This is a genomic window from Chromobacterium amazonense (assembly GCF_001855565.1).
In the GTDB taxonomy this organism is placed as follows: Bacteria; Pseudomonadota; Gammaproteobacteria; order Burkholderiales; family Chromobacteriaceae; genus Chromobacterium; species Chromobacterium amazonense.
Genome location: NZ_MKCR01000007.1, coordinates 42,992 through 54,409 on the forward strand (window position 1 = coordinate 42,992; position 11,418 = coordinate 54,409).

Consider the following 11,418-nt stretch of genomic DNA (forward strand, 5'->3'; position numbering starts at 1 on the left):
AACATTTTTTTAAACTCCTTACATTGGTAAACTAGATGAAGACCTTGCTAATTATCACTGACGGCCTATGGCGTCCCGCAGGGACCGAAAGAGCCGTAGCAACATTAATTAATATGCTTGGCGGCGATTTTAAAATTATCGTTGCAGTTCCAAACTCTACTGAAATTTTCTTTGATATAAATGAACAATTTGAAATAAGAAGCTTAGAAATAGGTGATGTCCCGCCTGGGATGAAAAAAATCAACTGGTTAATCAATGCCATACAAAAGCTAAGCTATATGAATCAGACAATAAAACCCGATTTTGTATTAAGTACTGTTTATGTTTTCAACATAATAACATCTTTAATATTCAAGAATAGTAAAAACCTTCTGTGCGAACACATCAACTATCACTATCACGGAAAAATTAGAAGCATTATACGTAAGTTTTTTTACGCTAAAAATAATAATGCAGTTATTTGCCTGACCGAAAAGGATAAATTGCTTCATGAAAATAATGGCTGCCGTGCAATTGTTATCACAAATGCAGCGCCAATGATAACGGACGTACCTCCCTCAGAAAGCAGAGATAAGACTATCCTTGCAGTCGGGCGGTTTGAGTATCAAAAAGGATTTGATCGACTTATTGATGCTTTTCATCTATCAGGCGTCTACAATCATGGATGGCGGCTAAAAATTGTTGGTGAAGGCTCTTTGAAGGAAAACATAAAAACAAGAGCACAAGATATTGGAGTTAAAGATTTTATAGACTTTGTAGGCAATACAAAAGATATGGCTTCAATATACTCCAAGAGCTCGTTTTTCGTTATGAGCAGCCATTTTGAAGCTTTTCCAATGGTGCTCTTAGAAGCCGCTTCATATGCCTTGCCATTAATTTCATTTGATTGTGAGACTGGCCCCAAGGAAATAATTGGAGACAGCGGTGCCGGGATTTTAATACCTCAAAACGATATTAAAGGACTGGCTGAAGCCATTAAATTAACATCACTTGACAATGCATTTAGGGCTGAAATGTCTTTAAAATCTGAATTTATCGTAAACAGATACACCCCAGCAAGCATCAAGAAAAAATGGCTGAAAGTATTAAGATAAAATCATGAAAATAAGTATTTTAGTCACAAAAGGCAATACTGGTGGCGCTCAGCAATATGTTGCAATGCTTGCAAATGGATTAGCTAAGCACGTGGCATCAGTTGAAGTCATATCCGGGCATGGCATTGGCTTAGACGGATTATTAAAAAACAAATCAATAAAGTACAGCAAATTTGAAAAATTGACAAACAAGAGCTTTATTCAAGATGTCAAGCTATCTATTAATTTAATTTTAAAAATTCATCGCGGTGATACAGACATACTGCATTTCAATAGTTCAAAAATGCTATTCACCGCCTTTCTGGTATCATTTTTTGTGGCTCGAGAAAAAATTTACTTCACATGCCATGGGTTTCCTTGGATTCCAATAAATAACTCGGCATTCACAAGATTAAAGAAATTCATATTCAAAGCGGCCCTAAATAGATTTGGGGGTATTGCATGCGTGTCTTCATATGTATTGAACGAGGTGATAAATTCATGCCGCATTAATAAAAAAAAGGTAAGGCTTATTACCAATACACTCCCCCCTGATACATACCCTCCCATTCATAATAAAAATGCTATAATTTTAGGTAAGGGTGATTACAAAATTTCGGCTATATCTCTTTCAGAATTGGTTGAAAATAAAGGTATTGCGCCAATGTGCTTATCATTGGCAAAGGAAAAGCAACACCTGCAAGGTCGTTTTGAATGGCATGTTTTTGGTAATGGTGCCTTGCTAGAAAAATTGCAATGCCTTGTTAATAAATTAGGATTGGAAAAAATAGTAATTTTTAAAGGCTACTCAAAAGATATTAAACATAGCATACATAAATACGATCTCTTAATAATTCCTTCAATCAATGAGGCATTTGGACTTGTAGCACTTGAAGCCTCAGCACAAGGAACTTTTGTCATTGGAAATAATGTCGGTGGAATTCCAGATGCACTTATAAATCAAGAGTTCGGGACTGTCGTTGAGGGGCATGATAGAATAGTTCAGCAAATTTTAAATTTTATTGATCACACAGATTTACTTCCTGCCCCTCCCAGATTAGAACATGCATACTGGGAAGAAAAATATAATCTATGGGTAGATTCTCATTTATTATTTTTGAATGTGAAACATTAGATGCCAGGTCCCGACTGTTTGTATACCCGCTTAAGAAATAGCTCAGGTTTCTTTTGCTGCCATTCCTTGAGCGCCTCTACCGGCGATTTGTGCCCTAGCAGGCCGTTGAAAAACCAACGGCCACCCATTTGGTATAATCAAGCATCCAACGCAACACGGAAGCACCCGATGAGAGGCATCCGCAACAACAGTCAGACGAACCTGTTCTACTACGTCCAGCTGGAAGATCGCATCCCGGCCAATCACCCGCTACGCAAGATCCGCCAGATGGCCGACCTGGTGCTCGGCTCGATGAATGACGTATTCGACGGCTTATATTCCCGCGTCGGGCGGCCTTCGATTCCGCCCGAACATCTGCTGCGCGCCTCCCTGCTGCAAGTGCTCTATACCATCCGCTCCGAGCGGCTGCTGGTCGAGCAACTGGACTATAACCTGCTGTTTCGCTGGTTCGTCGGCCTTTCCGCCGATGCCCGCGTATGGGACCACTCGACCTTCTCGCAAAATCGCGACCGCTTGTTTACCGAAGACGTCGCCCGCGCCTTCTTCATTCGGGTACGCAGCCTGGCCGAGTGGGGCAAGCTGACCAGCGACGAACACTTCAGCGTCGACGGCACACTGATCGATGCCTGGGCGTCCCACAAAAGCTTTGTCCGCAAGGATGACGACACGTCCCCACCAGAAGGGCGCAATCCGGACGTCGATTTCCGGGGCGAGAAACGCAGCAACAAGACCCACCAATCCAGAACCGATCCGGAAGCGCGACTGGCCCGCAAGAGCGCCGGCGACGCCAGCCGCCTGTGCCATATGGCCCATATCCTGACCGAAAACCGCAACGGCCTGGTCGTGGACGTCTCGGTGTCCGAGTGATCTGCTCCCCTCAGCTCCTACCAATCAAAAGTAGAGAGAAGTCTGTCACTTGAAGGAAAATGACGGATATGAAGAAGAGCAGATACACCGAAGAGCAGATCATCGGCTTTCTCAAGCAGGCCGAACTCGGCATGGCCATCAAGGAGGTCTGCCGCCAGGGAGGCTTCTCTGAAGCCACCTTCTACAAATGGCGAAGCAAATACGGCGGCATGAACGTCGCGGAATTGCAGCGCGCTCGCGATCTGGAAGCCGAGAATGCCCGGCTCAAGAAGCTGCTGGCCGAAGCCCACCTCGATATCGAAGCTCTCAAGGTCGCCTTCGGGATAAAGCGCTAGCCCCGCAAGCCAAGCGGCAGGCCATCCGCATCATGCTAAGCAGCGGACTGGCATTGTCGGAACGCCGCGCTTGCCGGCTTGTGGGGCTTTCTCGAGACGCCTGGCGACATCCGCCGCAAACCGATGCATTCACGCATCGGCTGACCGCCCGCATCATCGATATCGCCCACACGCGCCGCCGCTTTGGCTATCGGCGAGTGTATGACCTGTTGCGCGCAGAGTTTCCGGGCATCAACCACAAGCGGGTGTACCGCTTGTATCGCGAACAAGGTCTGGCGGTTAGACGACGTAACCGTCGGCGTAAGCTGACCGGCGTGCGCACGCCGCTGCAAGCCGCTACACAGTGGAATGAGGTGTGGAGCATGGATTTTGTCAGCGACCAGTTAGCCAGTGGTCGGCGCTTGAAATGCCTGACGGTCGCCGATGACTTCAGCCACGAAGCGGTGCAGATTGCGGTGGATTTCTCGATGTCCGGTCAATACGTCACGCGGATGTTGGATCAGGCGGCGCAATTTCGCGGCTATCCGTCAGCGATCCGGACGGACAATGGGCCGGAGTTCACCAGTCGGGCATTCATGGGCTGGGCGCAAAGCCGCGGCATCCGCCACATCCTGATTCAACCAGGCCGGCCGATGCAGAATGGTTACATCGAAAGCTTCAATGCCAGACTCCGCGACGAATGCCTGAACGAGCATGTCTTTGATTCGCTGGCGGAGGCCAGGCAGATCATCTCCGCGTGGCGGGACGATTACAATCAAGTCCGTCCCCATGGATCGATTGGCCGGATACCGCCAGCGGAATTTGCGGCACGCCATCGCCAGGCACAATTAGCAAGCCAAAGATCAGCAGGTTCCACCACCATGCAAACCTAGGACTTCTCTCCTGATTGCTGGTATGGCTAGCGGGGGCAGATCACTTCTCCGGCACACGCCCCAGACAGCCAAATCGGCTGATGAGGGCATGTTCGAGCGCAGATTCAGCCGTCTTCGACTTGCCGCTGCGCGACAGGTGCCAGCCCAGCAACTCCCGGGTGCAGCAGTCAATCACCAAGGCCAGATGGCTCCAGCCATCCTTTCCCGTCCAGATACGGCACAGATCGGTGGCCCAGCGTTCATTCGGTCGCTGTGCCACCGAAGGCAATGCCTGGACACGTGGGCGGAAGCCAACCGGGCGTTTCTTCACCTGCCAGTCCTTGAGCTGGAAGATGCGTTGCACGGTATTCTTGTTAAAGCCCAGAAGGCTTGCGACTGTGCGATAGCCGAATGAGGGGTTCTCTTCGATCATCGCCTTGATCGGCTCCACCAAGTGCTGCTGGAGTTTGGGCTCCGCCTTCTGCGTGCGGTAATACACCGTGCGCCGGGGGATATCAAACCAGCGGCACAACTTGCTGACCGAGACCCGGATGCCGTCTTCAGCCAGTCCCTGCCGAACGAACTCGATTACTTGTCGTCCTCGCCCAACAGGGACTGTAATTTTTTTCTGGCGCGTAGCTCCAGCATGGCTTCGCCGTAGGCTTCCTGGAGATCCTTGATCTGTTTCTCGTACTGCTCGCGAATCTCCATCGGCTTGGCCCGCAGCGCATTTTCCATGCCGCGCTTGGCCTCATCGACCCACTCCTCGACTTCGGATGGTGACAGATCGAAGGCGCGAGAAGCCTCGGCGACCGTGGTCTTGCCTTGAATGATTTCCATCACCAGAGCGGCTTTGCGCTTGGCGGTCCAACGCTTGATTTCGTCTTCCATGGTCATACTCATCACATGCTCCTGTGTGAATTATGACCTGAGCAGAGAGTCAGTGGGTCATTACAGATGAAAGCTCTCACGACTTGAAGCGGCGGTCGAGCTCCGCCTGCGCGAAAAATGCGCTGGCCAGCCGCAGGATCTCGTTGGCTTTCTTCAGTTCGCGCACTTCGCGCTCGAGTGCTTTGACGCGGGCAGCTTCGGTGCCCGCCGGGCCATCGCCCTGGCCGGCATTGCGCTCTTGCTGGCGTATCCAGCGGCGCAGCGTTTCGGCGGTGCAGCCGATCTTGGCGGCAATAGAAACAATCGCGGCCCACTGCGATTCGTACTGATCCTTGGCGTCAAAGACCATGCGCACAGCGCGCTCGCGGACTTCTGGGGAAAACTTGGTGGATTTGCTCATGGCTCCATTCTCTCAAGTGAGGGAGCCTCCGCGAAACCCGGGGCGCTTCATTGCTTGGTTTGAGGGACACAGAAAGGCCATCTAGGCGCTATGCTGGTATCCGGAAATCGCGCCAAGCTCACTTTTTCAGTTATCTGAAACGACCACTCAACGGTGGTCGTTCCTTTATTAAATACTCAAATACCCCAACACCCCCTCCGCCGCTTGTCGCCCTTCAAACACCGCCCGTACCACCAGGTCCGCTCCCCGCACCATATCTCCGCCAGCGAAGACTTTGGGATTGCTGGTCTGGTATTTGTGCACGCCGTGCGCGGCGGCTAGGGTGCGGCCGTTGGCGGCGGTGGCGATGCCTTGTTTCTCCGCCCATAATGCCGCTTCCGCCTGAAACCCGAACGCCACAATCACATGCTCGCACTCTACGATTTCTTCGCTGCCCGGCACAATCTCCGCATTTCGCCGCCCCCTAGCATCCGGCTCGCCAAGTCGCGTTTCCGCAAGTTTAACCGCCAGCGTTCCGCCAATCATCGGTTCGACTGACACCGGCTGCCGGTTCCATTGGAATTCGACGCCTTCTTCGCGCGCATTGGCGACTTCACGCTTTGAACCGGGCATATTAGCCTCGTCGCGGCGGTAGGCGCAGATCACCCGCTTGGCCCCTTGCCGGATAGCGGTGCGATTGCAGTCCATCGCGGTGTCTCCGCCACCAAGCACAAGCACTCGCTTGCCCTTCATCGAGATCGGAACCTCGCCTTCGGGCAAGGTTCCCATAGACTGACGCACGTTGTTGATCAGATAGGGCAACGCCTGCAGCACGCCCTTGCTGTCTTCGCCCGGGAAGCCTCCCCACATGGCATTGTACGCGCCCATACCCATAAACACGGCATCGTGCTTACTCATAAGCTTGTCAAAGCTGATGTCCTTGCCGACCTCAGTATTCAGCACAAACTCCACACCCATGCCTTCCAGTATTTCTCTGCGACGGCGAACGATGTCTTTCTCCAGCTTGAACTCCGGAATGCCGAAGGTCAGCAGTCCACCGATTTCTTCGTAGCGGTCATACACTACAGCCTTGACCCCATTGCGCACCAGCACGTCCGCACAGGCTAGGCCTGCCGGACCCGCGCCGATGATCCCCACGGTCTTGTCCGTCCAAAGTACCTTTGACATATCCGGCCGCCAGCCGGCCTTGAAGGCCTCGTCGGTGATGTACTTCTCGATGCTGCCGATGGAAACGGCGCCAAAGCCGCCCTGGTTGAGGGTACAGGCGCCTTCGCAGAGCCGGTCTTGCGGACAGACGCGGCCGCAGATTTCCGGCAGGCTATTGGTTTGATGAGAAAGTTCAGCCGCTTCGAACAGACGGCCCTCCTCTACCAGCTTCAGCCAATCGGGGATGTAGTTATGCACCGGGCACTCCCACTCGCAGTACGGATTCCCGCAGGACAGGCAGCGGCCGGCTTGATCGACGGCGTCCACCGCATGCAAGGGCTGGTAGATTTCCTTGAATTCGATTTTGCGAACGCTGGCTTCAACTTTGTCGCCCGGGTTGCGCGACAGCTTCATGAACTGGAATACATCGGACATTGTTTCTCTCCCGCGAGGGAGGGCGACGCCTCGCGCCGCCCTAATAGATGGTTTGCAAGCAGCGCTTAGTCTTTGAGCAGGCTTTCCAGCTTGGCGGCCTTGGGCTTCACCAACCAGAAGTAGTCGACGTAGTCGTCGAAGTTCTGCAGCATGGCGCGGCCGGTTTCGGAGCCGGTCAACTCCACGTGCTTGGCGATTTTTTCCAATAGATAGGCGCGGTACATGCCCATCGCTTCGCCATTGATCAGGTGGATGTCGATCAGCTCGTTGTTATAGCGGTAGGCGAATTTCTCGATCGGGTCATAGACGAAGGCGAAGCCGCCAGTCATGCCCGCGCCGAAGTTATAGCCGGTTTCGCCGAGCACAATGACGGCACCGCCGGTCATGTATTCGCAGCAGTGGTCGCCCGCGCCCTCGATCACCGCCAGCGCGCCGGAGTTGCGCACGCCGAAGCGCTCGCCGGCGATGCCGGCGGCAAACAGCTGGCCGCCGGTCGCGCCGTACAGGCAGGTATTGCCGATGATGATGGACTCGCCCGCCGGGTAGCCGGCATCCTTGGGTGGATAGATGGTGACGCGGCCGCCAGCCATGCCCTTGCCGACGTAGTCGTTGGCGTCGCCTTCCAGTTCCAGATGCAGGCCGGCCGCGTTCCACACGCCGAAGCTCTGGCCGGCGCTGCCGGTGAACTTGACCTTCAGGCAGCCAAACGGCAAACCGGCCGCGCCATGGACGCGGGCGATCTCGCCGGACAGGCGCGCGCCGATGGAGCGATGGGTGTTTTCGATTGGATAAGCCAGCTCCAGCATCTGCTTGTTGTGGATGGCCGGCAGCGCGTCTTGCAGGATCTGCTCGGCCAGCTCGCCCTTGTCGAAAGACGGATTGCTTTCGGCTATGCAGTAACGCGGCTCGCTATCCGGCACCGTGCCCAGCGACAGCAGCGGGGACAGATCGAGACGCCCCTGGCGCTCGCTCTCGCCTTCCAGCACTTGCAGCAGGTCCATGCGGCCGATCAGCTCTTCCATGGAGCGCACGCCCAGCTTGGCCATCCACTCGCGGGTTTCGCGGGCGATGAACAGGAAGTAGTTGACCACCATGTCCGGCAGGCCGGTGAAGTACTTGGAACGCAGCTTGATTTCCTGCGTCGCCACGCCGGTGGCGCAGTTGTTCAAATGGCAGATGCGCAGGTATTTGCAGCCCAGCGCCACCATCGGTCCGGTGCCGAAGCCGAAGCTCTCCGCGCCCAAGATGGCCGCCTTGACTACGTCGAGGCCGGTTTTCAGGCCGCCGTCGGTCTGCACCCGCACCCGGCCGCGCAGGCCGTTGGCGCGCAGCACCTGTTGCGCCTCGGATAGGCCCAGCTCCCACGGCGAGCCGGCGTATTTGACCGAGGTCAGCGGCGAGGCGCCGGTGCCGCCGTCGTAGCCGAGATGGTGATCAAGTCGGCATAAGCCTTGGCCACGCCGGCGGCGACGGTGCCGACGCCCGGTTCGGCCACCAGCTTCACCGACACCAGCGCCGACGGGTTCACCTGCTTCAAATCGAAGATCAGCTGCGCCAGGTCTTCGATGGAGTAGATGTCATGGTGCGGCGGCGGCGAGATCAGGCTGACGCTTCCTTGGCGTGGCGCAGCCGCCGATCAGGCCGGACACCTTGTCGCCTGGCAGTTGGCCGCCTCGCCCGGCTTGGCGCCCTGGGCCACCTTGATCTGCAGCACTTCGGCGTTGACCAAGTAATGCGGCGTGACGCCGAAGCGGCCGGACGCCACCTGCTTGATCTTGGACATTTTTCGGTGCCGTAGCGCGCCGGATCCTCGCCGCCCTCGCCGGAATTGGAGCGGCCGCCCAGACGGTTCATGGCGATGGCCAGCGCCTCGTGCGCTTCCGGGCTCAACGCGCCCAACGACATGCCGGCCGAGTCGAAACGCTTGACGATGGCTTCCACCGGCTCCACCTCGTCCAGCGGAATCGGCTCGCCAGCCAGCCTCAGCTGCATCAGGTCGCGCAGCATCGCCACCGGGCGGGTATTCACCGTTTCGGCGTATCGCAGGTAAACCTCGTAATCTCCGTTCTGCACCGCCTTTTGCAACAGCTGCACCACGTCCGGGTTGTAGGCGTGGTACTCCTCGCCGTGCACATACTTGAGCAGGCCGCCATGATTGATCGGCCGCATCGGATTGAAGGCAGCTTGGCCAGCTGCTTCTGATCGGATTCGAAATCGTCGAAATTGGCGCCGGACACCGCGACACCGTGCCTTCAGCACAGATCCACCACTTCCTCATGGATGCCGACCGCCTCGAACAGCTGCGCGCCGCGATACGAAGCGATCGTGGAGATGCCATCTTGGACAGCACTTGAGCAGGCCTTGTTGATGCCTTTGCGTAATGCTGCAACGCTTCGTTGCCTTCAACGGCACGTCGCGTTGTTCACCAGTTCGATGATGGTCTGGTAGGCCAGGTATGGGTGACCGGGTGCGCCGTAGCCCAGCACGCCATCTGGTGGCGTCGCGCACCGCGGCGGTCTCCACCACGATATTGGTCTTGCAGCGCAGGCCGCGTCGATCAGCGCGTGGTGCACCGCGCCGGTGGCGAACAGCGGTGGATGGGCAGCGTTGGCCGTGGCGTGGCGGTCGGACAGCACACCACCACCGTGCTTCTTGCACCGCTCCACCACATGCCGGGTCAGACAGGAATGCTTCGCGCAGCTGGTTTCGGCCGGGTCGTAACACAGGTCGAAATTGGTGGCTTCAGATACGGCTCCGGCCGAGTGTGACCGGGTGAACTTCTCGTGACTCAGCACCGGGCTGCGCACTTCCAGCCGCTTGGCGTGTTCGCGCTCTCCTCAAACATATTGCGCTCGGGGCCGAACACGGTGTTCAAGGACATCACCACCGCTTCGCGGATCGGGTCGATAGGCGGGTTGGTCACCTGAGCGAACTGCTGGCGCAGGTAATCAAACGGCGAACGCACTTTTGACTCAGCACCGCATCGGCGTATCGTCGCCATCGAGCCGACGGCTTCCTGGCCATCGGCCGCAGCACGCGCAGGATTTGGTCGCGCTCCTCGCGGCTGAGATTGAACATCTTCTGCAGCCGCGTCAGTTCATCCTTGGACAGCGCTCCAGCGGCATCATCCTCGATCGACAGCTCCAGATACTTGGCGCTGTCCTTGTCCCTGCCGATACGGCTGGCGCTTTTCAACATCGGTCGATCTTCCGGCATCAGCAGCTCGCCGCTCATCAGGTCGGCCGAACAGCTGGCCCGGCTTGACACGGCCCTTCTTCACCACGTCCTGCGCGCGGTATCCAGACGCCGACTTCCGACGCGATGGTCAGGATGTTGTCGGGTCAGCACCCAGCCGCCGGCGCAGGCCGTTGCGGTCAGCATGCAGGCAGCGTAGCGGCCGTCGGTCAGCACGATGCCGGCCGGGCCATCCACGGCTCCATGTGCATGGAGTTGAATTCGTAGAAGGCGCGCAGGTCCTTGTCGGTGCTGTCCACGTTCTGCCAGGCCGGCGGCACCAAGAGACGCAGCGCGCGGAACAGCGGAATGCCGCCCATCAGCCCTTCCAGCATATTGTCCAGGCTCATCGAGTCCGAACCGTCGGTCTGGACGATGGGGCGGACCGCGTCCATATCCAGGTGCGGCGAGGCCATGATGCGCTCGCGCGCGCGCGCCCAGTTGCGGTTGCCTTGCACCGTGTTGATCTCACCGTTGTGGGCGAGGAAGCGGAAAGGCTGGGCCAGCTTCCATTGCGGCCAGGTATTGGTGGAGAAGCGCTGGTGGAATACCGCTAGGCTGGACTCGAAGCGCGGATCGGCCAGGTCCAGGAAAAAGCGCGGCAGGTTCTCGGGCGTCACCAGGCCTTTATAGGAGATGGTGCGGCGACAGCGTGGGCAGATAGAAACAGGAGTCGTCCTCGCGGTTGGCTTTTTCCGCCAAGCGGCGCCCCATGTAAAGCCGGCTGGAAGGCCAGCTCGTCCATGCCGAACGGACAGTTCACGAAACCTGCGAGATGGCAGGCAAGGAAGCCAAGGCGGTTTCGCCGCAAGCCGCCGTATCGACCGGCACGGCGGAAACCGGCGACTTCCAGCTGCTGCGCCTCAGATGTTCGCGCAGGCGCGCGAGGCTGCGCGCGCCTATCGCCCGATCAGAGTGGTGAACACCAGACCGGCGGCGTACACTGACTTCAGCGCGATGCCGGCCTCCGCCGCCACCTCGCGCAGAAAACCGTCCGGTTTCTTGAACAAAAGGCCGCAGCCGTCGCCTGACTTGCCGTCCGCCGCCACCG

At 56.4% G+C, this 11,418-nt stretch carries 10 protein-coding genes and 5 pseudogenes; 4 read left to right on the forward strand and 11 right to left on the reverse strand.

Features of this window, described 5'->3' with window-relative positions; all coding sequences use genetic code 11:
• Window positions 1-35: 35 nt before the first annotated feature.
• Both BI343_RS19250 and BI343_RS19255 read left to right on the forward strand, forming a co-directional pair.
• Window positions 36-1,094: a glycosyltransferase gene (locus tag BI343_RS19250; RefSeq protein WP_083340828.1), complete on the forward strand. Its 1,059-nt coding sequence runs from the start codon at window positions 36-38 to the stop codon at window positions 1,092-1,094.
• Window positions 1,095-1,098: 4 nt separating this feature from the next.
• Entirely contained in the window at window positions 1,099-2,208 is a 1,110-nt protein-coding gene (locus BI343_RS19255) for a glycosyltransferase (protein ID WP_083340829.1), read from the forward strand.
• On the opposite strand, the pseudogene BI343_RS20270 reads toward BI343_RS19255, so the two are convergent.
• Window positions 2,205-2,306 (reverse strand): annotated as a pseudogene (locus tag BI343_RS20270) (IS481 family transposase); the annotation flags it as partial. The gene BI343_RS19255 and the pseudogene BI343_RS20270 sit on opposite strands and share 4 nt — an antisense overlap.
• A 70-nt stretch (window positions 2,307-2,376) precedes the next feature.
• Between BI343_RS20270 and BI343_RS05570 the strand changes: the two are divergent.
• Both BI343_RS05570 and BI343_RS05580 read left to right on the forward strand, forming a co-directional pair.
• Window positions 2,377-3,069, forward strand: a pseudogene (locus tag BI343_RS05570) (IS5 family transposase); the annotation flags it as partial.
• 74 nt (window positions 3,070-3,143) lie between these two features.
• A protein-coding gene (locus BI343_RS05580) for an IS3 family transposase (protein WP_422614097.1) occupies window positions 3,144-4,282 on the forward strand; the annotation gives its coding sequence in 2 pieces (ribosomal slippage) (window positions 3,144-3,399 and window positions 3,399-4,282; 1,140 coding nt in all).
• Window positions 4,283-4,322: 40 nt separating this feature from the next.
• Here the strand turns inward: BI343_RS05580 and BI343_RS05585 are convergent.
• From BI343_RS05585 to BI343_RS20310, 10 genes and pseudogenes are all read right to left on the reverse strand, one after another.
• Window positions 4,323-4,793 carry a DDE-type integrase/transposase/recombinase gene (locus tag BI343_RS05585; RefSeq protein ID WP_211269389.1) on the reverse strand — a complete coding sequence of 157 codons (471 nt, stop codon included), beginning with the start codon at window positions 4,791-4,793 and terminating at the stop codon, window positions 4,323-4,325.
• A 56-nt stretch (window positions 4,794-4,849) separates the two neighbouring features.
• Window positions 4,850-5,164: a DUF1153 domain-containing protein gene (locus tag BI343_RS05590; protein ID WP_071108984.1), complete on the reverse strand. Its 315-nt coding sequence runs from the start codon at window positions 5,162-5,164 to the stop codon at window positions 4,850-4,852.
• 53 nt (window positions 5,165-5,217) lie between these two features.
• Window positions 5,218-5,552 (reverse strand): annotated as a pseudogene (locus tag BI343_RS05595) (transposase); the annotation flags it as partial.
• 168 nt (window positions 5,553-5,720) lie between these two features.
• On the reverse strand, window positions 5,721-7,133 hold the full coding sequence (locus BI343_RS05600; protein ID WP_071108986.1) for an FAD-dependent oxidoreductase: 1,413 nt from the start codon (window positions 7,131-7,133) through the stop codon (window positions 5,721-5,723).
• 65 nt (window positions 7,134-7,198) lie between these two features.
• Entirely contained in the window at window positions 7,199-8,227 is a 1,029-nt protein-coding gene (locus BI343_RS20275; RefSeq protein ID WP_422614101.1) for a GltB/FmdC/FwdC-like GXGXG domain-containing protein, read from the reverse strand.
• A pseudogene (locus BI343_RS20715) lies at window positions 8,222-9,302 on the reverse strand (glutamate synthase-related protein); the annotation flags it as partial. The gene BI343_RS20275 and the pseudogene BI343_RS20715, both read right to left, overlap by 6 nt.
• 83 nt (window positions 9,303-9,385) lie before the next feature.
• A pseudogene (locus BI343_RS20290) lies at window positions 9,386-10,134 on the reverse strand (glutamate synthase central domain-containing protein).
• Window positions 10,053-10,367, reverse strand: a complete 315-nt coding sequence (locus BI343_RS20300) for a hypothetical protein (RefSeq protein ID WP_244886583.1) — start codon at window positions 10,365-10,367, stop codon at window positions 10,053-10,055. The pseudogene BI343_RS20290 and the gene BI343_RS20300 overlap by 82 nt, the downstream one beginning before the upstream one ends.
• Before the next feature lie 170 nt (window positions 10,368-10,537).
• Window positions 10,538-10,987 (reverse strand): hypothetical protein, encoded by a 450-nt coding sequence (locus BI343_RS20305; RefSeq protein ID WP_244886578.1) that lies wholly within the window; start codon window positions 10,985-10,987, stop codon window positions 10,538-10,540.
• A 279-nt stretch (window positions 10,988-11,266) separates the two neighbouring features.
• Window positions 11,267-11,416: a hypothetical protein gene (locus tag BI343_RS20310; RefSeq protein WP_244886582.1), complete on the reverse strand. Its 150-nt coding sequence runs from the start codon at window positions 11,414-11,416 to the stop codon at window positions 11,267-11,269.
• Between the last annotated feature and the right edge of the window lie 2 nt (window positions 11,417-11,418).

What these genes read in the sequence shown, in the direction of transcription:
- BI343_RS20300 (WP_244886583.1), bottom strand. Translation starts at nt 10,367, where the DNA reads ATGAGCGGCGAGCTGCTGATGCCGGAAGATCGACCGATGTTGAAAAGC.
- BI343_RS20275 (WP_422614101.1), bottom strand. Translation starts at nt 8,227, where the DNA reads ATGGTGGTCAACTACTTCCTGTTCATCGCCCGCGAAACCCGCGAGTGG.
- BI343_RS05590 (WP_071108984.1), bottom strand. Translation starts at nt 5,164, where the DNA reads ATGAGTATGACCATGGAAGACGAAATCAAGCGTTGGACCGCCAAGCGC.
- BI343_RS05600 (WP_071108986.1), bottom strand. Translation starts at nt 7,133, where the DNA reads ATGTCCGATGTATTCCAGTTCATGAAGCTGTCGCGCAACCCGGGCGAC.
- BI343_RS19255 (WP_083340829.1), top strand. Translation starts at nt 1,099, where the DNA reads ATGAAAATAAGTATTTTAGTCACAAAAGGCAATACTGGTGGCGCTCAG.
- BI343_RS19250 (WP_083340828.1), top strand. Translation starts at nt 36, where the DNA reads ATGAAGACCTTGCTAATTATCACTGACGGCCTATGGCGTCCCGCAGGG.